Genomic DNA, 23,301 nt, shown 5'->3' on the forward strand with positions numbered 1-23,301 from the left:
TCACCCGTATGATTCAAATTAACGGACCCTCTCTTAGCACGATGTACTAAGCAAAAAATCCTAATCAATAAAGGCCGGTCTCCGGACTCATAAGTGTTTGGCTACTCTGTATTTTCCTAAAAGCCTCATCCCTTCCCATCCAAAAAGGACAGTGGGAGTGAGTAAAAAAACACATCACTTACTTACCGTTGCGGGGGCAGTACAGGGTTTGTTTAACACGCACCTGTTTCCCGTTTCACCAGTAAAACTGGCACCTTCACAAGAACTGATAAGCGCCGTTAATAACGCATTATCAGAAAGTGGAAGCGTACGGTTTAAAGCGAATTTAAGCAACCAAAGCGAGAAAAATAAGAGCTGGGAAAAGAACGTTTTTCATGCAAATAAAAACACTCTGCTGCAATAAATGTCAGCGTATAACAATCAAAAAAAGCGAGTGACCCTAGTCGCTCGCTTTTTTATGTAGTGATGTTTTTTATATAGGCTTTCGTTTAAAACTTTATTTGAAAATACGTTCAGACCACACCGTTAAACCTGCCGCCACACTGCCAAAGTGATCACCATCCAATACAGGAATATCACCAATACGTTGTTGAATCGCATCACGAATAACAGGAGACTTGGCCGAACCACCAGTCATATAAATCAAATCAGGTTTTTCACCAGCTTGATCTATCGCGGCAGACATCAAGTTCAACATTTTTTCGAGTGGTGAGGTAATCGATTTAGCCAACTCGTCACGAGTAATCGTAGCCTCTAACTCGGCTTCAATGTAATCCAATGAAGCAAGGTAGCTCTGAGAATCAGATAAGGCAATTTTGGCTTCTTCTGCACTGCGCACAATATGGTAGTTGTGCTTTTCTTCTCGCATCCGCAGGAAACGCTCGATTAATTTAGGTTCTGACGCATCCAATCGCATTTGATGTATTTGATTTTTTGTTTCCATACTATTAAAGGTCGCGATGGCCGATACATCATTTGTTGTAATGGCATTCCAATACATTTGTGTTGGCATTGGCAAGCCAGTTTTTAGCAGAGAATTCATCCCAAACAGCGGCATTAAATGTTTGCCTGCAATTTGTATGTCCAAATCATTACCGCCGATTCGTTCACCAGTATGAGACAAAAAGTCACTGCGTCTGTCTTCTTTTTGAACGTAATCAGGTCCCATACGAACCATGGCACAGTCAGTGGTACCACCGCCGATGTCCACAACCAGTACCGTTTTGTTTTCGGTCATCGCCACTTCAAAGTCTAAACCCGCTGCAATTGGTTCATATAGAAATTCGATTTCTTTAAAACCTGCTCGCTTACCCGCTGTGGTTAGAATCTCTAATGCTTGACGATTACTCACCTCAGCATCAATGCCTTGAAAGTTTACCGGTCGACCAATCACGGTATGAGTAATGTCTGCACCTAAGCTTCTTTCAGCACGTTGTTTGATGTTTTGCATCATCACGGTAACAACGTCCTCAAAGAAATGGATGTGCTCTGCGCGCAGTCCTGCACCACCTAAAAAGGATTTAGGTGATTTTACAAAATACCCTTCTTCGGGCCATTGAAAATATTCATCAAACGCAGCACGACCAAAAAATAGGGTTTGATCGTCATCAGCAATGTCTTCTTCGTAACGAGCACGTTTAGCACGCGTTAAGGCATTTTGACGCAGCTCTGCAAAGGTTTGTCGTGACTGAAAACCTTGAATGTTTCTGCCAACGGCTTCAGTAATTAAATCACGATCTAAAGCGTACAGCGTGGAAGGTAAAAAAGTATGATCTCCTTCTAAAGCGACCAAACGCACAGACGAGTCCTGCACAATGCCTAATGCACAATTCGATGTTCCATAATCAAATCCACAAATCATTTATTTCTTACCTATCATCGCTAATAAAAGGGGCGCGGACGATAACAGAAAGACCTAAAAGTATCAAAACTAACCGTATGGACGTTATTAAAAATACGGTATATGACTCAAAGGTCATTCGCTTTATGTCTCTATTTCAGCAAACAAATATTAGACCAATGGTGAGACACCGATCACCGCTTCATGTAGATAAAAAACGATCGTAAACCAAGAGATCATCGCAAAAACAAACGCAAGTAAATTAGATGGAACACTGGACTCGTCCGAAGTTACATACACAACACCCGCTTTTCTATCACGACGGCGATAGACGGCAAAACTAACAATCGACCACACTAAGAAACTTCCGAATATCATCACATCAGCCACAGTACCGTTACTGATTAGATGAGCAAACGCCCAAATTTTTATTCCAATCAACAATGGGTAGCCCATTTTCTGTTTCATCGAGGTGTTCGGTACTAATGCAGAACCAACAAAGAAAAGCGCAACTAGTACCAGTAAGCCAGCTAAATGACGAGTCCAAACAGGGGGAAACCACAACCAAATAGGCTCAACACGCATTTGCATGTAACCCATAACAATGAATGCCGTCGCCAGCAAAGTTAATAATCCAAAACGCATATGCCAACGCATAACACCGTTTTTACCCTGCCCCATACTTGTTTCACGCCAATTAGGGGCAAACAAACGAACGGAATGCACACAGAAAAATACGACCAAACCAATAACTAAAATCAACATACTAAGATGTTCCTTATACTCTTTAAAAATATATTAGTGGCGAATACACGAGTCTTAAAACGCTACAAAAATCAATTGTAGCGGATTATAAAGCAGAATTAGCTAAGAGGTTACCCTATTATCTTCCACGCAAAAGTGAAATCATCAATGAATCACTCTATTGAAAGGGCATACTGGTCAAATAAAAAGCACGAGCATGTTGAAGGAACAGGAAAAGTCGTCAAAATGACACAGAAAGGCTCATAAAATTCCTATTTTAAGCTAGAAAACACACCCGCCTTTGCTCTAGAATACAGCGTTTTGACTACTGGGCAGGTTGCCATGATCAAGACACCGTATTACCTCATTGATAAAGCGGCTCTTCTAAAGAATTTAGAGAAGATCGCTTATGTGCGCCAACAGTCCGGAGCCAAGTCATTATTGGCCCTTAAATGTTTTGCTACTTGGTCTGTATTCGACTTAATGCAAGAATATATGGATGGCACTACATCCTCTTCCTTATACGAAGTCAAACTGGGTAACACTAAGTTTAAAGGTGAAACCCACGCTTACAGTGTGGCGTATTCCGACGATGAAATTCGCGAAGTCTTGGATCATTCAGACAAAATAATTTTCAATTCCATTGGCCAATTAAGCCGCTTTAAAGACATTAGTGAAGGCAAAACACGTGGTTTACGTGTTAACCCACAAGTCAGCACGTCTGAATTTTTAATTGCCGACCCAGCAAGACCCTTTAGTCGTCTTGGCGAATGGGACCCTTCAAAAATCGAAACCGTCATTAGCGACGTTTCGGGCTTTATGTTCCACAACAATTGTGAGAACGACGATTTTGAACGCTTTGATGAAATGCTTACCTTGATCGAAGAACGCTTTGGTCACCTTATTCAGCAGGTCAGCTGGATAAGCTTGGGCGGTGGTATTCACTTTACGGGGGAAGATTACCCCATTGACCAATTCTGCCAACGTTTAAAAGCTTTCTCTGAAAAGTACGATATCCAAGTGTATTTAGAGCCAGGCGAAGCATCAATTACCAAAAGCACAACGTTAGAAGTAACGGTATTAGATACATTATTCAATGGCAAAAACTTAGCCGTTGTCGATAGTTCCATTGAAGCTCACATGCTAGACCTGCTGATTTACCGTGAAAGTGCTAAAATGGCGCCTTGTGATGGTGAACATGAATACATGATTTGTGGTAAGTCTTGTTTAGCTGGCGATATTTTCGGTGAATTTAAATTCAAACAAACACTACAAGTCGGTGACCGCCTGTCTTTCGAAGACGCAGCCGGTTACACCATGGTGAAAAAGAACTGGTTCAACGGAGTAAAAATGCCGTCCATTGCGATACGTCAATTAGACGGCAGCATCGAACTCGTAAGAGAATTTGATTACAACGATTTTGAGCAGAATCTGTCTTAATTCTGTCTAGACTAAAATTTTGGAGATCGCGTTACTATGAAAAAAAATGTCTTAATCATCGGCGGTGGAGGCGTGGCTCGTGTTGTAGCCCACAAATGCGCCCAACACAATGACACACTGGGCAATATCGCAATTGCTTCGCGCAGCGTTACGAAATGCGACGATATTGTATCCAGTGTCCTCGACAAAGGCAGCATGAAAGTAGAGGGCCGTATTCAAGCATTCGCCCTAAACGCACTTGATGTCGCCGCAACGGTACAATTGATTAACGAAACAGAATCACAAATCGTGATCAACGTTGGTTCATCCTTCATCAACATGTCTGTATTAGAAGCGTGTATCGAAACGGGTGCCGCTTACCTAGACACAGCGATCCATGAAGACCCTGCGAAAATTTGTGAAACACCACCATGGTATGCAAACTACGAATGGAAACGCCGCGAATTATGTAAAGAAAAAGGCGTGACCGCAATTCTTGGCGTAGGTTTTGATCCGGGTGTGGTAAACGCGTATGCCGCTCTTGCATACAATGATTATTTCGATAGTGTTAGCGACATCGACATTATCGACATCAACGCGGGTAGCCATGGTAAATACTTCGCTACCAACTTTGATCCTGAAATCAACTTCCGCGAATTTACCGGACGTGTTTATTCTTGGCAAAACCGCCAATGGCAAGAAAACAAAATGTTCGAAATCAGCCGAACAGACGATCTCCCCGTCGTAGGTAAGCAAACGGCTTATATGACAGGCCACGATGAAGTTCACTCTATCTCGCAAAATCTAGACGTGCCAAACGTACGCTTTTGGATGGGCTTTGGTGAGCATTACATCAATGTGTTTACGGTATTACAAAGTCTAGGTTTACTGTCTGAGCAACCGGTTAAAACCGCAGAAGGCCTAGAAGTCATTCCGCTTAAAGTCGTTAAAGCGGTGCTGCCCGATCCTTCTTCGCTTGCCCCTAACTACACAGGCAAAACCTGTATTGGCGATGTGGTAAAAGGCATTAAAGACGGTAAAGAGAAAGAAGTCTTTATCTACAACGTCGCAGATCACAAAGACGCGTACAACGAAGTTGGTAGCCAAGGTATTTCATACACCGCTGGTGTACCACCCGTTGCTGCGGCCATTCTAGTGGCTAATGGGACTTGGGACGCGAAAGAAATGCGTAACGTGGAGCAACTTGATCCAAGGCCTTTCCTAGGTTTACTAAACGACATGGGTCTACCGACTCGCATTAAAGACGAAAACGGCGACCGCCCTTTCACGTTTTAACCTTTCGTTTTTTCCTTTGTATTTAAAACGATAGAAAAACAATAACCCCCAATCGACATAGTCGGTTGGGGGTTATTTTATTTGTCTATTCAACAATGTTAGACAGCGCATTAGCACTCAAAATTTATAATATAATTTCTATCTTTACCTCTGTCTTTACCGAATTAGCAATAAAACACGCTTCGTGAGATTCATGATGCATTGTCTCTAAAACGTCTCTGCTTGGTTGATGTTCACCTGAAAAAATAACTTTTGGTTTAAGCGTTACCTCTGTCATAGCGATTTTTCCGTCTTCATTTTTTTCCATTTTTCCAACGGCATTATCTTCATAATGCTCAATCACAAACTTACGCTTAGCAGCAACGGAAAGAAAGAACAGCATATGACAGCTCGACAACGACGCAACAAACGCCTCTTCAGGGTCAACGTTTGCTTCAATAGAATAAGGTAAAGGCACAATGTGGGACGAAGAAGACGCTGGAACCGTCATACCGCCGTCGAAAAACCACTGATGCCCTCGACTGTACCGATGATCTGTAAAAGCTTCTCCACTATCTCGCTGCCAGACTATTTGAGCGCTGTACTCTGCCATTGTTTACTTCCTATTTATAAAAACGACTCAGTTAATGCATACCATTATTAAAAAACTTATCGCCCAGCAAAAAATTGATCATGCTAAGAAGGCTAGCTTGCATATCTCCACTACAACCAGTGCGTCCCCTAATTGAATAACTAAATCTATAACACCCTAAACCTGTAATTTTTATCTCATATTAAAGTGAATAAATAAACAGCATTACTTACGGTGAGCAAAAGCCGTTTTAGTGCAGTCCCCGTCTATCTTGTCTTTTTCTTCTTCTAGAATTTCATCGGTGAACTGCCCCATGAAGCAACAACAGATACCTTCACCTATCATGGTTCTTGGTCCCATTGGGTGACCGATGTGTTTGTAAACGCCGTGTGAATGTCCGTGTCCATGATCGTGGGAGTGCCCATGGTCGTGACTATGGGAATGACCATGACTATGACCATGAGGTTTCAATACGGAAGAGTGAGAAGTGCCCCCCGTCGACACCACCGCGTGTTTAAGGTCAAAATCAGACAAACCTTGCGTATCGTCTTGAGGATCAACAAATTCGGCGTGATGGTGATGAACATCGACTTCGCCAGCAGCAAGACGGCGCTTGAAAGAACTCATCAAGGTTTCTTCGCCGGTTTGCAACTCGCCTTCCATAATTTCTTCTACTCGATGCTGAAAAGCGTCGATAACTCTTGGATGATCGCTCAAGTAAGGCGTTTGAATGAATTCAATCGTTGGGTTGGTTTGCGCCACTTTGTCCACATAACCTTGAATACGTTTGATTAATCGACCGGTGAATAAAAAGTAAGGCGCAACAACAATGCGTTTATAGCCCAACTTCATTAGGTTTTCTAAGCCTACGCCCACAGACGGGTAAGTCACGCCAGAATACACGGTATCCGACCAACCAAAGCCCATGTTTTCACTGACGATGCGTGTCAGTTTCGCCGCTTCCGCATTAGCGGATGTATCAGAAGTTCCGCGACCCACAACGACTAATAATGTGTCGTATAGGTTTTCTGGTGGATTTTGTGGATCAAGCCCAAGCGATTCATAAATGCGCGCTTGGAAGGCTTCTATCATGTCGTCTTGTAAACCAAGTTCACGACCATAAGTAATGTGTAAACCGGCGTTCTTTTCTTCGTACGTCGTCAGTACAGAAGGAATGTCGTTTTTCGCGTGTGTCGCAGCAAACAACATGCCCGGCACGGCGTAAATTTCTTCAACACCTTGCGACAATAAGCTGTTGAGTCCCATGTGAATATTCGGTGCGGAAAACTCCAAAAAACCGTATTCAACAGGTAGGTGTGGGAAACGCTCTTTTAACCCTTTTGCGACTAAACCAAATTCACGCTCTGCGTCTTTATCACGGCTACCGTGACCACAAATCATAATGCCTTGTTTTTTGACTGGTGTTGTATTGCTCATTGTCTCTCTCTTTTGTATCGACTCTGATTATCGTCAGTCGTTAACTTAATTATCAACAAACTTCTGCCCAAGCTTCCTGATGATAAATCACTGACGTTGCTCTTGTTGCTGATCTAAATCAAGCAACAAAGACTGAATTTTTTCTCTGTGGCCTTCTGCGTTCTGCCACATACCACGTTGAATCGCTTCTAAAAGACGCTCGCCCATTTCTTCCAAGGCGTGAGAATTATTATCGCGCATAAACGCTTGGTTGTCTGGGTCAAGTAACAAACGATCGGTCACCTGTTCATATTGATAATCGGCGACTAGGTCCGTCGTCGCATCATAGGCGAACAGATAATCAACTGTAGCGGTCATTTCAAACGCGCCTTTGTAACCATGAGTTTGCATGGCTTCGATCCATTTAGGGTTCAATACTCGTGATCGAACGACACGATTTAATTCTTCTTTAAGCGTACGAATTTTCGGAGAACTCGGATTAGAATGATCACTATGATAAACACTCGGCGCTTGCCCACTAAACGTCGTTACAGCGTTAGTCATACCGCCTTGAAACTGATAATAGTCGTCGGAATCCAGAATATCGTGCTCGCGATTGTCTTGATTTTGCACCACCACATCAAGCTGAGACAAACGCTCAACGAAGGCAGATTTTGCTTCTACGCCGTCTTGTTTTCCTGATTGAGAGTTGCCATCATAAGCGTAACCACCCCAGTTTACATACGCTTCGGCTAAGTCCGCTTTCGTGTCCCAACAACGCTCATCGATTAAACCTTGTAAGCCTGCGCCGTACGCACCTGGTTTGCTGCCAAACACTCGATAAGATGCTTGGCGGCTGGCCTGTTCTTCGTCCATTCCTTGGCCAAGCAAGGTTTGTTTTCTCGCTTGAACATTGGCGCGAATCGTATTGCCATTCCCAGGCTCTTCATACTCTGCGATGGCTTGCACCGCCGCGTCGTAAAGCCGCATAACATTAGCAAACGCATCACGGAAAAAACCCGATACTCGCAAGGTCACATCCACTCTGGGACGCCCCATTTGCATACAAGAAAGCATTTCAAAATCCGTTACGCGATTCGAACCCGGCGCCCAAATGGGACGAACGCCCATCAGTGCAAACGCTTGCGCGATATCATCGCCACCGGTACGCATGGTCGCCGTGCCCCATACAGACAAACCGAGGTCTTTCGGATAATCACCATGCTCTTGTAAATGTCGCTGTATCAACGCCTCGGCGGATTTCTGACCAATTGCCCACGCCGCAGGCGATGGAATCGCTCGGTTGTCTACAGAGAAAAAATTACGCCCTGTCGGCAAGGTATCTAATCGACCACGTGTTGGCGCACCGCTTGGCCCCGGTGGAATAAAGCCACCCGCTAAACCAGTAATCAAGGCCTGAATTTCATCGTTTGCGCTTTTTTCCAACGCCAGCATCAAGGTCTTTTTAGCATGAGACAAAAGCACCGCGGTTTGCGGAAAAGACGTTGCCAATTCATCTGTAGAATGACCTTGAATCAAATACGTCTGCATCATGTCTTTGGCGAATAATTCGAGCCGCTCTTTGGTGTCCGCATGGGTTCGCCAATCGGCATCACTCACTAATAATAATGCGTCAGGTTTTATACCCAGCCAAGGCATTCGTAGGCTTTGCATAGGGTCAAAATCATGCTGATCAAAGCCGTGATGACTCAAAGAAAAGTCTTTCATCAAGACATGCAAAATACCTTGGCTGGTTATCTCGTTCCCGCGAGGTAAACGCAATAACGCCACCAGCGTGTCGGCCAACTTGTCTTCTACGGGTAGCTCCCCAAGGCGATGCAAACCGTGACGAATTTGTGCTTCTTTAATCTCACATAAATAGGTATCCAAACCTTCCAATACGGAGTCGTCGTTACTGGCTTCGACACCGTTATTTTCGACAATGGTAAGCTCTTCTAACAAATGGGATTCTTGGACTTTTTTTAGAATTTGTTCTCGTAGCCACGTTTCGCGGCGAACATCCATGCCCATGGCTTGGTAATATTCGTCCACTAGGTTTTCCAGATCAGCCATGTCGCCGTAAGTTTCAGCTCGTGTCATCGGCGGCATTAAATGATCAATAATCGTTGCTTGAGACCGGCGTTTGGCTTGCGCACCTTCGCCCGGATCATTGACGATAAACGGATAAAAATTCGGCATAGGACCAAGTGCGATATCTGGCCAACAAGACTCAGATAAGGCCGTACCTTTGCCCGGTAACCATTCGAGATTGCCATGCTTTCCAACATGCACAAAGGCATCCACTTGATAAACATGACGCAGCCAAAAATAGAACGCCAAATAGCTGTGAGGGGGAATCAAATCTGGATCATGGTAATTTGCAGCAAGATCAAGATTAAAGCCTCGCGCTGGCTGAATACCAACAAAGGTTTCGCCAAGACGAATGCCCGCCAACATGATGCGCCGCTGGCCGTCTTGCTCTCGGCATTTATGATCGTCTTCTGGTGGCCCCCAACGATCCCAAACCGCCGTCTGGCACTCTAACGGCAACTGATAAAAATGATGCAAATATTCTTCCAAAGACAAACTTTGCCAACAACCTCGTTCGTGTAAGGTGTTTGGATTGTTTGTCACGGCACCCAATAACATTTCGATTAAAGCATTACCGTGTGCTGGAATGTCTTGAATGGGATAACCAGCACACTCCAACGCGTTGAGTAAATTCACCGTTGACGCAGGCGTGTCTAAACCAACGCCATTGCCAATGCGGCCATCTTTGGTTGGGTAATTTGCCAGCACAAAAGCAATGCGTTTTTCGGTGTTTGGTTTGCTTGCCAAGGTGGCGTAACGCTTCGCCAGTTGCGCGACAAAACGTGCGCGCTCTGGATGAAGTTCGTAACGTACCAAATCGACTTGAGCCGTTTCATTGTAATGACTCAACGCTTTAAAGCTGACGGCACGGGTAATAATTCGGCCGTCCATTTCAGGTAAGACGATTTGCATGGCCACATCTCGGCTGCGCAACCCTTGAGTCTGCTGCTGCCAGTCATCTTGCGTACTGCCGGATAAAATCAATTGTAAAACAGGAATTGGGGAGTCAAAGGCGGATTGAAAATCTGTTGGCTCAGAGGCCAAATCTGGGCTGCCAACTCGATTCGCGGCAAAGCCCGTGGTATTTAAAATGACTTTTGCGTTGGTTTGCTCAGCCAGTGTTTCGATTAAACCAACGGATACATCGTCTTTTAAGGAGCTAACAGCAACAGCTAAAGGGATAAGACCTTCTTGTTCGATGATGTCTAACAATTCATCAAACATTGCGGTATTTCCGCTTTGTAAGTGAGATCGATAAAACACCACCAGTACCACAGACTGGCTCTTCACTTCATTCGAATAAGATAAAGCATCATGATGATGCGTTTTCCATTCACTCAAGCTAGAGGCATGACCTTGATTTGACCTATTACCTTTAAAGTAAATAAGCGCACTGGGTAAAGGCGCAGGTTCTTGCCAATCAATATTTTTTTGAAAAAATTGCGCGGCAAGAAATTGAAAAAATTGCTCACTGTTTCGTTGACCGCTTTCACGAAAATAGCGCCACACTCTGTGAGCGTCTTCCATATCGCAATTAGACGCGTCCATCAAAGCAGGATCTGGGGTGTCATCGCCCGGTACGACGATTAAAGTACGGCCTTTTTTGGCTTTCGACCAAGCTTGTAACTGCTGGAACCCGTAGGCCCAATAGTGCTCACCACCGAGTAAAGAAACCACCACCACTTTGGCGTGTTCTAGCACCTTATGTTCGTACAAATCGTAGGCGGCGGGTTTTACCAACTGCATCCAATTTGCTAGGCGAATACTCGGTAATCGGTCGCTATCGCTTACTTCCAGAGAAGCGTCATGTGAACGACTTGAAGACTCAACTAAAACCAACTGATCAAGAGCGCTTCCTAGCGCCCCTAATACAGAATCCGCTGCGGCCAAAATAACCATATCAGCGGGCGTTTGCCCTAAATCGACAATCCCTTCATCGTCAACAAATCCACCCGGTTTGGCCGCTAGTAAATGCACATTTTCTCCACTTGATTGCCTATCAATGCCACTTTAATTAAGCACTTAAAGCATCGTGTAAAATGCCTTCAATTTTTTCTTTCGTAATGCCTTTACCAATAAAGACCAACTGTGTTTTACGCACTTCTTCTGGTTGCCATAGACGGTCAAAATAACGATCTAAACGGGTGCCGACAACTTGAAAAACCTGACGCATTGGCTTGCCATGCACCGCAGCAAAACCTTTCACACGAAAAATATTGTGCTCTTCAACCAACTGAGAAAGCGTTTCTTGCAGAAGATCGGACTGCACTTCACCGAGCGTCACAACAAACGAATCAAAGTGATCATGGGCATGATCATGATGGCCGCCGTGTGCATGGTGATGATCGTGGTGGTTATGCACATCGTCGATACGACTTTCTGTGGCGGCATCAATACCGAGTAGAACATCCAGAGCCGCTTCACCATTTTCGATATAGACCGTTTTAACGGTGTTAAGTACTTTATGGGCGATGATGGCTTGCACACGAGCACGCGCCGCTTCGTCTAATAAGTCGTTTTTCGTTACCACCACTAAGTCGGCGGCACTCAATTGATCATCCAATAATTCTTGTAAGCTTGGATCATGATCAAGATTTTCATCAGCATCGCGCTGCGCTTGTACTTTGTCTTCATCATGGGCAAAGCGACCTGCCGCAACGGCTTCGCCATCAACGACAGTAATCACTGCATCCACCGTGCAATATTCTTTAATACCCGGCCAGTTAAAGGCCTGCACTAACGGCTTTGGCAACGCCAATCCGCTGGTTTCAATCAAGATATGATCGATATCGCCACGGCGAGCCACCAGCTGCTTCATCACAGGTAAAAATTCTTCTTCCACTGTGCAGCAAATACAACCGTTTGCCAGCTCATAAAACCCATCATCACTGCGCTGGCCTCCTTCTTGGCCATCTTCCGTACCTTCTGGGCAATCTAAAGGACAAGAACGCAATAAATCAGAGTCAATGTCTAACTCACCAAACTCGTTAACTATCACGGCGATACGTTTGCCTGCCGCTTGTTTTAAAACATTGGATAATAATGTGGTTTTGCCACTGCCCAAAAAGCCAGTCACAATCGTTGTTGGAATTTTATTAAGCTGCATGATGAATCCTTCTTACTTTTAGGCTTAGTATTTTAAAGTTATTATTTTTTAGACTTATGTATCTTACGGAAGATATGAGCCTGCCCTTTGTCGTATAAATAAGAATCGGCGAAATCCTCTGTGTCTAATACTTTCCCAACCAGTATCAAACAAGTACGAGTGAATTTTTTCTCTCTTACTTTGGCAACAATATCCGCTAACGTTCCCACAACATAATCTTGATCTGGCCAACTAGTGCGATAACACACAGCAATAGGACAATCTTCACCATAATGAGGTATGAGTTCTTCGACAATTTTATGAATTCGAGTAATACCAAGGTGAATCGCCAAGGTCGCACCACTCTGCGCCAATGCAGGTAAACGCTCTCTTTCTGGGAAAGGGGTTTTACCTTCATAACGCGTCATGATGACGGTTTGCGATACACCGGAAAGCGTCAGTTCTTTTTTCAACATGGCCGCCGATGCGGCAACTGCACTAACACCGGGAATCACTTCGTAATCGATACCTAACGCTTCGATGCGACGTATTTGCTCGCCAATAGCACCGTACAAAGCAGGATCTCCACACTGCAAACGCGCCACGTCTTTGCCTTCTTTAGCCGCCTTTTCGATCACAGCAGTGGTTTCATCTAAATTCATTTCGGCGGTGTCGTAAATCGCTTCGGCAGACTCTCGCACACTGTCAATAACTGGAGTTGGAATCAAGGAACCAGCGTATAAAATAACGGGGCAACGCGCCATTGTCTTAACTGCTTTGATCGTCATCAAATCTGGATCGCCAGGTCCTGCGCCTATAAAGTAAACCGTCATATCGTTCTCTTAATAATTGTCATAAAGACTTATAACTTTTTCGAGTAGCCACGTGGCGTATAAATCCACTGTTTCTCGCCATTTGTAATGTGTTTGGTGTCGGAATTCCCCACGCTCACCATGGTGAACATATCTACGTCTTTTGCGTCCAATTCACCAAGGGTAGTAAAGGTAATTTCTTCTTCTGGTCGCGTCAGCTGACGGCCAATCATCACAGGTGTACTTGCCGGGCGGTATTGCAATAGGACATCACGAGCGTGATTAAGTTGCCAGTCACGCTTTTTGGAAACAGGATTATAAAAAGACACGACAAAGTCGCCCGCGCCACAAGCATGAAGACGCTTGTCGATAGTTTCCCAAGGGGTTAATAAATCTGAAAGGGAGATAGTACAAAAATCGTGGCCAAGCATCGCGCCGACTCGGCCTGCTCCGGCTTGCATCGCAGAAATACCAGGGATTACTTCGATATCCACATTCAGCCATTCTGGATGGTTTTCTTTGCCTTGCAACTGCAAATCCAGCAGTTCAAAGACGAGTGTCGCCATCGCATAGATTCCGATGTCACCGCTAGAGATCAAGGCTGTATTTTTACCTTGCGCAGCTAAACTCAACGCAAGACGAGCGCGTCCGATTTCTTCGCCTAAAGGAAGATTATGAAAGGTTTTTCCTTCGCTTAATTCACCCAATAAATCTAAATAATAACCGTATGCAACCCAATCGCTGCAAATCGCCAATGCTTTGGTTGCATTCGGCGCCACCAAGCCTAAATCTCCAGGCCCCATGCCCATCACAAATAATTTACTCATGCCATCTCTACAATATAATCAAGCGCCATAGGACGCGAATGGCATCATTGTACACGGATTGCAAATCCGACGAGATGAAAACACCATTATTAAAAGTGAGCGATGTTCAGGTAAAAGGAACTAGGACTCGACACGAACAAGGCGGCAATGATCTTTTTCCATGTCATTAAACTCTAATTCAGCGCTATCATCATGAATCCAAAAAGACACGCCTTCGCCCAAGTAAAATGCGCCAGAGGCACTCACCGCATGGGTTAGTCTATAGGTTTTTTCTTTCCAAGATAATTGGGCTTGTTCTGCATGAAAATAAATATTTAAAGGTATACCGTTACAAGCATAGACAGCAGAATTGGTTTGTTCGGTGTTTTCTATTTCATAAGTGTCATCGTACGCTGTTCTGTCTTTATCTACTGAGCTACAAGCAGCCAAGCCCAATACAGAGAAACCAACCAAGACACTTTGTGAAAAAAACTTTTGGATATGCATTATATGAGACTCCATTCTAAAACTTTAATGGTCCAATTCACCCATTTCTGACCAATAGGTCATTACAGTAAACTCATCAGATATTATCAGTTCATAGTATATCGAGCCAGATAACAAGCTCCACTGAGTAATATCAATTATTGGTTATTTTTTGTTACTTAACGGCCTTTAAGCGACTCTTAGCAGCTAAATTTCACAAAATCACCACAATTGAAGACTAGGTACGCTTTACAGCCAATGATGAAAACGAGTATATTTCACCAGTCGGATTTATCCGACTTCGTTCTCGGGGCGGGGTGTAATTCCCCACCGGCGGTAAGGAATTTATTTCTAAGCCCGCGAGCGCCTAATAGAAGCCTTTCTTTTAGGGTCAGCAGATCTGGTGTAACTCCAGAGCCGACGGTTACAGTCCGGATGATAGAGAGCGCGTCAGACAAGACCTCTAATGGTGTCGTATTTTTCGGCGCCTTATTTAAGGTATGCCATGTTATTATGGTGTATTTGCCTGCCCGTTCGCCCTGATTCACCTTATATTTATAGGATTTTATAATGAATCAGAGCTCAACGAATCACATTGATTTCACACCATCAACAAAACGTATTGCGATTCTCCACGCCACTTGGCATGAAGACATCGTACTTAATTGCGTTGAAGGCTTTAAAAACGAATTGGTCGCGCGTGGTTACGACGCTTCTTTAATTGATGTCATCCCTGTACCTGGCGCTTATGAGATTCCACTGCAAGCAAAATTACTCGCTAAAAGTGGACTCTATTCTGCCATCGCTGGCACGGCGTTGGTTGTCGATGGTGGTATTTATCGCCATGACTTCGTCGCGCAAACGGTATGTAGCGCGTTAATGCAGGTTCAGCTGGAAACAGAAACACCGGTACTAACCGCTGTACTGACACCACACAACTTTCATGAACATGACGAGCATAAAAATTATTTTAGCCGCCATTTTGTTAAGAAAGGCCTAGAACTTGCCAATGCTTGCGACCAAGCCATTCGATTGACAGAAAACGCAAAAGCATTGTCATAAATCGTCGGTTTCAAACTGAAAATGCCCCCTATTCTCACGAACAGGAGGCATTTTTTATGTCTGCTATTTTTTGCTCTGTTATTGTTTAAGCGTAATAGAACTTAAGCAACGAGACTTTAGCGACGGATAAAGCTCATTCGCTTTATCCTCTTCAGTGCACAGACTCAGCATATCATCGATAAAAAAGCCCAGAGCTCGTCGCTCTATTTGTTCAATGCCTTGTTGCTGATCCATTGACAAATGGCCATATTTTGACGCGGCTCCAAAATCACCAAACAAGACATGCCCTTCTTCACTTATCAATATATTGTGAGCATAAAAATCACCATGACTGACTTTTTTGTCGCAGAAGTGAAGTACTAGACGATCGACCTGTTCGACAATGTAGGCAATCTTTTCAAGTGAAAACTGCAAACCCGCCAAAAACGTATCTCGCGTGCAAGACACCAAACTTGGCGGTTGCCCTAAGTTTGTGTAATGCGAAGGAATTAGCTCCATCACCAGCGCAGAGCAATCCTGATCGACCACTTTGGCTAATGGCTTAACCAAATTGTCATGACTTCCTACGGCCAAACAAGCATCCAACTCATCCTCAGGATAACCATCACTGGTTACTTCACCCTTAAAGACCTTTACCGCGACAGTGTCTGGAAAGTCGAACGTATTACGCTGCCAAGTCGCTAATGAAATAACACCTGACGCCCCCTGCCCTAACACTTGATGCAATGCCAAATCACCAAACTGCACTGTTTTAAACTCATCATGAGAATCACGTTCTACACAAAATGGATTCCCAGAAAACGCCAACCACGCTAGACGAGGCAAACTCAGCAGCACATCAGGAAAGGCATAAAGTCTATTCGCAGACAACCTGATCAATTCTAATTTATGGCAATTTTTGATGGAATCTGGAAGCGAGGTTAAACGATTTCCCGCCAATGCCAATTTTTGTATGCGTTCCAACCTGCCAATGTCTTCTGGAAGTTGCTCAATCCGGTTATCCGTGAGGATTAACCAGCGAGTCCGTGACGGTAACGCAGCAGAAGACACTCGAATAACCTGATTGCTTTTAAAACCAATCATTTCTAACTGCTGACATCCCCCTAAAACCTCAGGTAACTCTGTAAAACGATTATTCGAACAAAATAGGATTCGCAGTTTTTTTAAGCGTGACAGATCATCCGGTAACACGCTCAATTTGTTATTTGATAGGTCTAGAATTTCTAAACTGTCAGCGAGGTCAAAAATCGCCTCTGGAAACGTCGTCAAATTCTCAGACAGCTGCAAGCGTACGACGCCTTTTAGTTCTCCGCGGTTAAGTTGGGCAAGTGTGTGCAAAATAGGACTCATCTAAAATGGATTTAATTGCGCGTATTATACCTTGCAACGATTACCTAGAAGCAAACCCATTTAGTAAATTACATGTTGGGAATGGTCGTAACTAAATCAGTTAACCCAACCTCTATGTTCATTTGAGAAAATAAAGTGGTTAACTGGCCCCTATGGTGCGTTTGGTGGTTAAAAAAGTGCTGCAAAACAAATTCAAAACGCTGTAAATGCTCAACACCTTTCGTATTTTTATAGCCAAGAGCCATTGTTAGCATCTCATCCGTTATTTCATCCATCATGGCTATAATGATGTTATCTAGTTCAAAACGCCTCTCTCGTAGAGGAATAAGGTCCTTGAAAAGAAGTACATTTAGCGCAGTAGGTTTTTCTAACGTTCGTACATATTCGAGACTAACAAGCGAACCAAAGCACTCCGAAAAACGCTTTAGCCAAATAATATCCGCGACCAAATTATGGTTAAGCGTGCCTAGCACTGACCCAAAAAAAGCACCTTTATTCTCTGTAAGATCAACATCGTTAAGCTCGCCAGCCGCCCGATAAATTGTTTGATTCATCCAATGGTTGTAGGACGCCATCAACTGCATATTTTCCTTAGCCGACATAGTAATTCGCCTTTTTATAAGATAATCAAGCCGCTATAAACTCAATGTTTAAACATAATCTATAAGTGTAAAAAACGACAAGTGCTGTGGCAACGTGGTAACCAAAGGTTAACGAAGTCCTCTTATTTTTATTTCACTCCATTCATTGAATCATTTGGCTAGAATCGTGGATGAGTAAACAATTCAAGAAACTCTTTTTATTTTTCTTTGTCTACTTCTTCAAGCTTATTTTGCTTTTCTTTAAAGTCGTGTAAAACGATGGTTAACGCACCCACCGCCACATGAGGCTCAACCTGATGACTTTCAAGCAGCTCAATAAGATCAACAGCCAGCTTAATATGATCTGGCGCAAGGTCTAAAGACATAACAATTCCATAGTAAAAATGAAGCGATGTGTTTGTAAAATAGAACTAAAGTGGCAATGAAAAATATAAGCAAACGTTTATACTGGTTTTGGTCGTCTACCGATGGTTCAAGCCAGAATAAGACGAATACAATACACATCGAATTTAAACAAGCCAATTTTAATGAGGTGATCGTGATTACAAATGAATTTTGGTTGGATCGATGGAAAACCGGACGTATTGGCTTCCATCTAGAAGGCATTAACCCAAAGTTAATTGAATTTTGGCCCACGCTGCCAAAAGGCAGTCATATTCTCGTTCCTCTGTGCGGCAAATCCAATGACATGATTTGGTTAGCGGAACAAGGTTATCGAGTGACTGGCGTCGAGCTATCCTCTTTAGCAGTCATTCAATTTTTAGGCGATAACGATTTAGCCTATGACACACACCACGAGGGGGAACTAAAAATACATACGGTTCATGGCTTGTCTCTACGTATCGTTGAAGGGGATTACTTCCAATTCAGCGAAACTGAGTTTGATGCTTGCTATGATCGAGCCGCTATGGTCGCCATGCCAGATTCAAAACGCGCCAATTACGTTAGTCACACACTTGATCGTTTGTCCTCTTCAGCCTATGTTCTGTTAATTTCACTGTATTATGACGGTGATGAACAAGGTCCCCCATTTTCAATTGACGAACAAAGTGTTGTGTCGTTATGGGGAGGTAATATACAAAAAATCGCCTTTGAGAATTTGGCGCTGACTCACCCTCATTATAGAGATCAAGGGCACACCACTTTTGAAGAAAGCGTTTGGCGCCTTCAACCATAGATAATAAAGACGATAGGAGTCTAGATTAGACTGTCTACCCTAGCCTTTTTCTGGGATAATACGGCACAATTTTTTACCGATAATCCATGTATCTTCATTAGTAGCGGAAATGAAAAACCGCCACTATCCCCGATACCAAGAGTAGATAATGATCAAACGACATAAAACCGCCAAACAACTCTTTTCTTACCCATTATATTGGGCTGAGTGTTACGGTGTTTCACCCTTCCTTCCGACCACTAGGGAAGAAATGGACGCGCTTGGCTGGGACAGTTGCGATGTCATCATTGTTTCAGGCGATGCCTATGTGGATCATCCTAGTTTTGGCATGGCGGTACTGGGTCGATTATTAGAAGCTCAAGGTTATCGTGTTGGTATCATTGATCAGCCAGATTGGCGCAATACCGAAGATTTCATGCGCCTTGGTCGCCCCAACCTATATTTCGGCATTACCGCTGGGAACATGGATTCTTTGATCAACCGCTATACCGCAGATTTAAAAGTGCGTAATGACGACGCGTACACGCCTTATGGTGTCGGCGGAAAACGCCCTGACCGTGCCGTTATTGTGTATTCTCAGCGCTGTAAAGAAGCGTTTCATGATGTGCCTGTCATGATAGGCGGCATCGAAGCCAGCCTTCGACGCATTGCACAATATGATTATTGGAGCGATGAAGTCCGCCGCTCAGTATTGATCGATTCCACCGCTGATATTTTGCTTTACGGAAACGCTGAGCGTGCCATGCTAGAAGTTACGCACCAGATGGCCATGGGCAAAACCTTAGACGAACTGACGGATATTCGGGGCACTACCATTGTTCGTAATACACCACCGGGTGGCTACACAGAAATCGATTCAACACGCGTTGACTGGCCAGGCAAAGTTGAACAAATTTACAGTCCCTATGAATACATTCCTGAAGGCAAATGCCAAACCAAGGAAGAAGATCCAGACGTAATGCCTATTCGAGTAATTCCTGCGCCGTTGCGTCGTGGTGAAAAACTTGATCCAGAAAAAACCTATATTCGATTGCCTTCTTTCGAAAAAGTATCGAAAGATCCTGTGTTGTACGCGCACACTTCACGTATTTTGCACCTTGAATCTAATCCGCATAATGCCCGCGCTTTAATTCAAAAGCATGGCAAAAAAGAAATTTGGGTCAATCCACCTCCAATTCCATTAGAAACACCAGAGATGGATGGCGTGTTTGATTTGCCTTATGCTCGTGTGCCGCATCCAAAATACAAAAAAGCCCGCATTCCCGCTTATGACATGATTAAGACATCAATCAACATCATGCGCGGCTGCTTTGGTGGTTGCACCTTTTGCTCAATTACCGAGCATGAAGGTCGTGTCATTCAATCGCGCTCACATGAGTCTATTCTAAAAGAAATTGAAGACATAAAAGACAAGGTTCCAGGCTTCACCGGACACATATCTGACCTTGGTGGGCCGACATCAAACATGTACACATTGAATTGCAATGATGATGAAGTTCAAGCATCTTGTCGTAAACTATCTTGTGTATACCCAACTATCTGTTCAAATTTAAACACTGATCACAGCCCAACCACTCAGCTCTATCGTAAAACCCGTGCAGTGGAAGGCATTCACACGGTTTCCATTGCTTCTGGATTGCGTTATGACCTTGCAGTAGAAGACCCTGAATATGTACGAGAGCTCGTTACTCATCACGTTGGTGGCTTGTTAAAAATTGCACCTGAGCACTCCGAACAAGGCACTTTATCAAAAATGATGAAGCCTGGAATGGGTACTTATGATCGCTTCAAACGCATGTTTGATAAGTACTCTAAAGAAGCTGGCAAGAAGCAGCATTTGATTCCTTACTTCATAGCCGCCCACCCTGGCAGCTCAGATGAAGACATGCTGAACCTTGCCGTGTGGTTGAAAACCAATGATTTCAAACCAGACCAAGTGCAAACTTTTTACCCTTCACCTATGTCCTTAGCAACCGCCATGTATCACTCTGGCAAGAACCCATTAAAACCCGTCACGTACAAGAGTGAAGACGTTTATACGCCAAAAGATGCTAAGCAGCGCACGGTGCAAAAAGGCTTTTTACGCTACCATGATCCAAATAACTGGCAAGATCTACGCAACTCCTTAATCAAAATGGGGCGTCCGGACCTTATAGGTCATGGTGATAATAAGTTGGTTCCAGCGGAAGATAAAGACAAGCAAGTTCATCGACGCCCTCAAAAGGCGAAACCTGGTCAAGCAACTGGCGCGTCACATACATCGAACAGACCAACGATGGAAAAAAATACAGCAGCAGAGAAAGCACGCCGGAAAAACAATAGCGGCAAGCCTGCGAGTAGCCGTAATACTGGCGAAACAGCCAATCCAGCGAAGCGTCGCAAGACAAAGATTAAAGCTCGCTAATATATAGGCCAACTAAAAGACATAAAAAAACGCGTTATGTTCATACGGCATAACGCGTTTTTTTATGTCTTTTAGAAGTGCCTAATTAGCCGAAGAAACACAATAAATAAGGCATATGGATTGAGGCTAATACTTACCCGTAATCTACTAGATTAAGAGAAGCCTCACTGTCCATCAATTCATCGTGCATTGTCTCAACATGCCCAGCAACCTCATCAGGTGAAGAGAAGTGAGCAATATGGTACATAGCATCGCCTTCTTGTGCTAACGGGATATTTTGTTTACCAATAATAATGCCGCCATTTTTACACAGCACCGTATCCAGAATATCACCGTAAGGGTCTTTGATTTCTGCCAATACTTCGCCTGCTTCGACAAGGTCACCAAGCTCTTTAATATGCGTCGTAAAGCCGCTATCCGTTGCTCTAACCCAGCTACTGCTTCGAGCAATTCTTGGCTCAGATAACGATTTTTTACTACGAGATTTAGGCAGCATGCTCAAATGCCTCATAACACTGACAACACCTTTTACACCAGCGCGAATAGATAATTCATCGAAACGCAACGCCTCACCCGCTTCATACAAAATAACCTTAGCACCAAAATCATTTGCGCACTCACGCAATGAGCCATCTCTAAGGTTTGAGTTCATCACAACGGGCACACCAAAAGCCTTCGCAATTTCCAAGGTTTCTGGATCATCAAGATTCGCTCGTACTTGTGGTAAATTAGTACGATGCAAACTGCCTGTATGAAGATCTATACCGTAATTTGCCTTAGCTACGATCTCATTCAAAAAGTGATCGGCAACACGTCCAGCCAGCGAACCTCTCTTAGAGCCCGGAAAAGAGCGGTTTAAATCTCTACGATCTGGTAGATAACGACTTTGGTTTAAAACACCATAGCCGTTAACAATTGGAACGGCGATAAGGGTGCCTCTAAGGTTGCTCAAATATTTGCTCTGAATAATACGGCTGATAATTTCGATACCATTAAGCTCATCACCATGAATAGCAGCGCTAATAAATAAAGTTGGCCCTGCTTTTTTACCTCGCTTTACAAAGACAGGCATCGACATATTAGTATCTGTGTATAACTTAACCATTGGTATCTTGATACGAGCCGTACCACCTAAAGGAATATCCACACCCCCAATCGTTAAAACAGTACTGTCCATTATCCTTTACCTTTTGTCTTAGTGCTGCTTAGTAACGCTGTTTTTTCAATGTGCTCAATAATCATCGCTGCAACATCTTTTCCAGTAGCAGATTCAATACCCTCTAGACCTGGCGAAGAATTTACTTCCATTATTAGTGGACCATTATTAGATCTTAAAATATCCACACCACACATATTTAGACCCATCGCTTTGGCCGCTTCTACGGCCGTCCGACGCTCTTCCGGTGATAATTTAACCAGAGAAGCTGTACCACCACGGTGCAAATTAGAACGAAATTCACCTTCTGCGCCTTGTCTCTTCATGGCAGCAATAACTTTTCCACCCACGACCAAGCAACGGATATCAGCACCGCCAGCCTCTTTAATGTATTCTTGAACCAAAATATTTGCCTTTAGGCCCATAAAAGCTTCAATAATAGATTCTGCTGTTTTATTGGACTCAGCCAATACCACACCAATTCCTTGAGTTCCTTCAAGAAGCTTAATAACCACTGGCGCACCGCCAACGTTTTTAAGTAAATCACTGATTTTATCAGGATGATTTGCAAAACCTGTTTTTGGCAAACCCAACCCTTTACGCGACATCAGCTGTAAAGATCTTAACTTATCTCGTGAACGACTGATCGCGACAGATTCGTTAATGCTGTAAGTACCCATCATCTCAAACTGACGAACAACAGCCGTTCCGTAAAAAGTTACTGATGCCCCAATTCGAGGGATTACAGCGTCATATTTAGGCAGCGCCTTACCGTCATATCGAACAACTGGGTTGCTACTTGTGATGTCCATGTAACAATGCATCGTGTCAATAACATCCATCTCATGACCGAGCTTTTCACCAGCCTCAACCAATCGACGAGTAGAGTAGAGCCGAGGATTACGAGAAAGGATTGCAATTTTCATAGATGTCCTTTGAACAAAAAAAGAAAGCACGCATAACGCGATACTTATTAAAAAAGGT

The 23,301-nt window shown here is 43.8% G+C and carries 19 protein-coding genes and 2 riboswitches; of the genes, 5 read left to right on the top strand and 14 right to left on the bottom strand.

Going from position 1 to position 23,301, the window contains the following annotated elements:
- Positions 1–55: 55 nt before the first annotated feature.
- A riboswitch (cobalamin riboswitch) is annotated at positions 56–273 on the bottom strand.
- Positions 274–496: 223 nt separating this feature from the next.
- Both yegD and MP3633_RS13165 read right to left on the bottom strand, forming a co-directional pair.
- Positions 497–1,861 (bottom strand): molecular chaperone, encoded by a 1,365-nt coding sequence (gene yegD, locus MP3633_RS13160; RefSeq protein ID WP_176335890.1) that lies wholly within the window; start codon positions 1,859–1,861, stop codon positions 497–499.
- A 150-nt stretch (positions 1,862–2,011) separates the two neighbouring features.
- Positions 2,012–2,605 carry an NnrU family protein gene (locus MP3633_RS13165; protein ID WP_112137439.1) on the bottom strand — a complete coding sequence of 198 codons (594 nt, stop codon included), beginning with the start codon at positions 2,603–2,605 and terminating at the stop codon, positions 2,012–2,014.
- Between the two features lie 321 nt (positions 2,606–2,926).
- Here MP3633_RS13165 and nspC point away from each other — a divergent pair, with 321 nt between their 5' ends.
- Together nspC and MP3633_RS13175 are read left to right on the top strand one after the other, a co-directional pair.
- Positions 2,927–4,024 (top strand): carboxynorspermidine decarboxylase, encoded by a 1,098-nt coding sequence (nspC, locus tag MP3633_RS13170; RefSeq protein WP_176335891.1) that lies wholly within the window; start codon positions 2,927–2,929, stop codon positions 4,022–4,024.
- A 36-nt stretch (positions 4,025–4,060) separates the two neighbouring features.
- Entirely contained in the window at positions 4,061–5,299 is a 1,239-nt protein-coding gene (locus MP3633_RS13175) for a saccharopine dehydrogenase family protein (protein ID WP_112137435.1), read from the top strand.
- A 124-nt stretch (positions 5,300–5,423) separates the two neighbouring features.
- Here the strand turns inward: MP3633_RS13175 and MP3633_RS13180 are convergent, their stop codons facing one another.
- From MP3633_RS13180 to MP3633_RS13210, 7 genes are all read right to left on the bottom strand, one after another.
- Positions 5,424–5,891, bottom strand: coding sequence for an OsmC family protein (locus MP3633_RS13180; protein ID WP_176335892.1), 468 nt, complete (start codon positions 5,889–5,891; stop codon positions 5,424–5,426).
- A 204-nt stretch (positions 5,892–6,095) separates the two neighbouring features.
- Positions 6,096–7,307, bottom strand: a complete 1,212-nt coding sequence (locus MP3633_RS13185; RefSeq protein WP_176335893.1) for a sirohydrochlorin chelatase — start codon at positions 7,305–7,307, stop codon at positions 6,096–6,098.
- An 87-nt stretch (positions 7,308–7,394) separates the two neighbouring features.
- Positions 7,395–11,354, bottom strand: coding sequence for a cobaltochelatase subunit CobN (cobN, locus tag MP3633_RS13190; protein WP_176335894.1), 3,960 nt, complete (start codon positions 11,352–11,354; stop codon positions 7,395–7,397).
- Between the two features lie 37 nt (positions 11,355–11,391).
- On the bottom strand, positions 11,392–12,483 hold the full coding sequence (gene cobW, locus MP3633_RS13195) for a cobalamin biosynthesis protein CobW (RefSeq protein WP_176335895.1): 1,092 nt from the start codon (positions 12,481–12,483) through the stop codon (positions 11,392–11,394).
- 41 nt (positions 12,484–12,524) lie between these two features.
- Positions 12,525–13,295 carry a precorrin-4 C(11)-methyltransferase gene (gene cobM / locus MP3633_RS13200; RefSeq protein WP_176335896.1) on the bottom strand — a complete coding sequence of 257 codons (771 nt, stop codon included), beginning with the start codon at positions 13,293–13,295 and terminating at the stop codon, positions 12,525–12,527.
- Between the two features lie 29 nt (positions 13,296–13,324).
- On the bottom strand, positions 13,325–14,101 hold the full coding sequence (gene cobJ / locus MP3633_RS13205; RefSeq protein ID WP_176335897.1) for a precorrin-3B C(17)-methyltransferase: 777 nt from the start codon (positions 14,099–14,101) through the stop codon (positions 13,325–13,327).
- Positions 14,102–14,221: 120 nt separating this feature from the next.
- On the bottom strand, positions 14,222–14,587 hold the full coding sequence (locus MP3633_RS13210) for an MliC family protein (RefSeq protein ID WP_162690138.1): 366 nt from the start codon (positions 14,585–14,587) through the stop codon (positions 14,222–14,224).
- 278 nt (positions 14,588–14,865) lie between these two features.
- A riboswitch (FMN riboswitch) is annotated at positions 14,866–15,017 on the top strand.
- 119 nt (positions 15,018–15,136) lie between these two features.
- Here MP3633_RS13210 and MP3633_RS13215 point away from each other — a divergent pair.
- Complete coding sequence (locus tag MP3633_RS13215) at positions 15,137–15,628, top strand: 6,7-dimethyl-8-ribityllumazine synthase (RefSeq protein WP_112137422.1); 492 nt, start codon at positions 15,137–15,139, stop codon at positions 15,626–15,628.
- Positions 15,629–15,706: 78 nt separating this feature from the next.
- Here the strand turns inward: MP3633_RS13215 and MP3633_RS13220 are convergent, their stop codons facing one another.
- The 3 genes from MP3633_RS13220 to MP3633_RS13230 all read right to left on the bottom strand — a co-directional run bounded on the left by MP3633_RS13220 (position 15,707) and on the right by MP3633_RS13230 (position 17,945).
- Positions 15,707–16,966: a leucine-rich repeat-containing protein kinase family protein gene (locus MP3633_RS13220; RefSeq protein WP_176335898.1), complete on the bottom strand. Its 1,260-nt coding sequence runs from the start codon at positions 16,964–16,966 to the stop codon at positions 15,707–15,709.
- Positions 16,967–17,046: 80 nt separating this feature from the next.
- The gene (locus MP3633_RS13225) at positions 17,047–17,580 is read right to left on the bottom strand and encodes a DinB family protein (RefSeq protein ID WP_176335899.1); all 534 of its coding nucleotides are present in this window, start codon (positions 17,578–17,580) and stop codon (positions 17,047–17,049) included.
- A 197-nt stretch (positions 17,581–17,777) separates the two neighbouring features.
- Positions 17,778–17,945, bottom strand: coding sequence for a DUF2496 domain-containing protein (locus MP3633_RS13230; RefSeq protein WP_176335900.1), 168 nt, complete (start codon positions 17,943–17,945; stop codon positions 17,778–17,780).
- A gap of 56 nt (positions 17,946–18,001) precedes the next feature.
- Here MP3633_RS13230 and MP3633_RS13235 point away from each other — a divergent pair, with 56 nt between their 5' ends.
- Entirely contained in the window at positions 18,002–18,757 is a 756-nt protein-coding gene (locus MP3633_RS13235; protein WP_244959641.1) for a class I SAM-dependent methyltransferase, read from the top strand.
- A 148-nt stretch (positions 18,758–18,905) separates the two neighbouring features.
- Complete coding sequence (locus tag MP3633_RS13240) at positions 18,906–21,161, top strand: YgiQ family radical SAM protein (RefSeq protein ID WP_112137416.1); 2,256 nt, start codon at positions 18,906–18,908, stop codon at positions 21,159–21,161.
- Positions 21,162–21,294: 133 nt separating this feature from the next.
- On the opposite strand, the gene MP3633_RS13245 is transcribed toward MP3633_RS13240, so the two are convergent.
- Positions 21,295–22,338: a succinylglutamate desuccinylase/aspartoacylase family protein gene (locus MP3633_RS13245; protein WP_112137414.1), complete on the bottom strand. Its 1,044-nt coding sequence runs from the start codon at positions 22,336–22,338 to the stop codon at positions 21,295–21,297.
- Positions 22,338–23,243 (bottom strand): 30S ribosomal protein S6--L-glutamate ligase, encoded by a 906-nt coding sequence (gene rimK / locus MP3633_RS13250; protein ID WP_112137413.1) that lies wholly within the window; start codon positions 23,241–23,243, stop codon positions 22,338–22,340. Before rimK ends, MP3633_RS13245 begins: the two co-directional genes overlap by 1 nt.
- Between the last annotated feature and the right edge of the window lie 58 nt (positions 23,244–23,301).

It is taken from the genome of Marinomonas primoryensis (assembly GCF_013372285.1).
Lineage (GTDB): Bacteria > Pseudomonadota > Gammaproteobacteria > Pseudomonadales > Marinomonadaceae > Marinomonas > Marinomonas primoryensis.

Bases quoted from the DNA above. Each gene is read 5' to 3' on its own strand.
- yegD (WP_176335890.1), bottom strand. From the start codon at position 1,861: ATGATTTGTGGATTTGATTATGGAACATCGAATTGTGCATTAGGCATT.
- MP3633_RS13165 (WP_112137439.1), bottom strand. From the start codon at position 2,605: ATGTTGATTTTAGTTATTGGTTTGGTCGTATTTTTCTGTGTGCATTCC.
- nspC (WP_176335891.1), top strand. From the start codon at position 2,927: ATGATCAAGACACCGTATTACCTCATTGATAAAGCGGCTCTTCTAAAG.
- MP3633_RS13175 (WP_112137435.1), top strand. From the start codon at position 4,061: ATGAAAAAAAATGTCTTAATCATCGGCGGTGGAGGCGTGGCTCGTGTT.
- MP3633_RS13180 (WP_176335892.1), bottom strand. From the start codon at position 5,891: ATGGCAGAGTACAGCGCTCAAATAGTCTGGCAGCGAGATAGTGGAGAA.
- MP3633_RS13185 (WP_176335893.1), bottom strand. From the start codon at position 7,307: ATGAGCAATACAACACCAGTCAAAAAACAAGGCATTATGATTTGTGGT.
- cobW (WP_176335895.1), bottom strand. From the start codon at position 12,483: ATGCAGCTTAATAAAATTCCAACAACGATTGTGACTGGCTTTTTGGGC.
- cobM (WP_176335896.1), bottom strand. From the start codon at position 13,295: ATGACGGTTTACTTTATAGGCGCAGGACCTGGCGATCCAGATTTGATG.
- cobJ (WP_176335897.1), bottom strand. From the start codon at position 14,101: ATGAGTAAATTATTTGTGATGGGCATGGGGCCTGGAGATTTAGGCTTG.
- MP3633_RS13210 (WP_162690138.1), bottom strand. From the start codon at position 14,587: ATGCATATCCAAAAGTTTTTTTCACAAAGTGTCTTGGTTGGTTTCTCT.
- MP3633_RS13215 (WP_112137422.1), top strand. From the start codon at position 15,137: ATGAATCAGAGCTCAACGAATCACATTGATTTCACACCATCAACAAAA.
- MP3633_RS13225 (WP_176335899.1), bottom strand. From the start codon at position 17,580: ATGTCGGCTAAGGAAAATATGCAGTTGATGGCGTCCTACAACCATTGG.
- MP3633_RS13230 (WP_176335900.1), bottom strand. From the start codon at position 17,945: ATGTCTTTAGACCTTGCGCCAGATCATATTAAGCTGGCTGTTGATCTT.
- MP3633_RS13235 (WP_244959641.1), top strand. From the start codon at position 18,002: ATGAAAAATATAAGCAAACGTTTATACTGGTTTTGGTCGTCTACCGAT.
- MP3633_RS13240 (WP_112137416.1), top strand. From the start codon at position 18,906: ATGATCAAACGACATAAAACCGCCAAACAACTCTTTTCTTACCCATTA.
- MP3633_RS13245 (WP_112137414.1), bottom strand. From the start codon at position 22,338: ATGGACAGTACTGTTTTAACGATTGGGGGTGTGGATATTCCTTTAGGT.
- rimK (WP_112137413.1), bottom strand. From the start codon at position 23,243: ATGAAAATTGCAATCCTTTCTCGTAATCCTCGGCTCTACTCTACTCGT.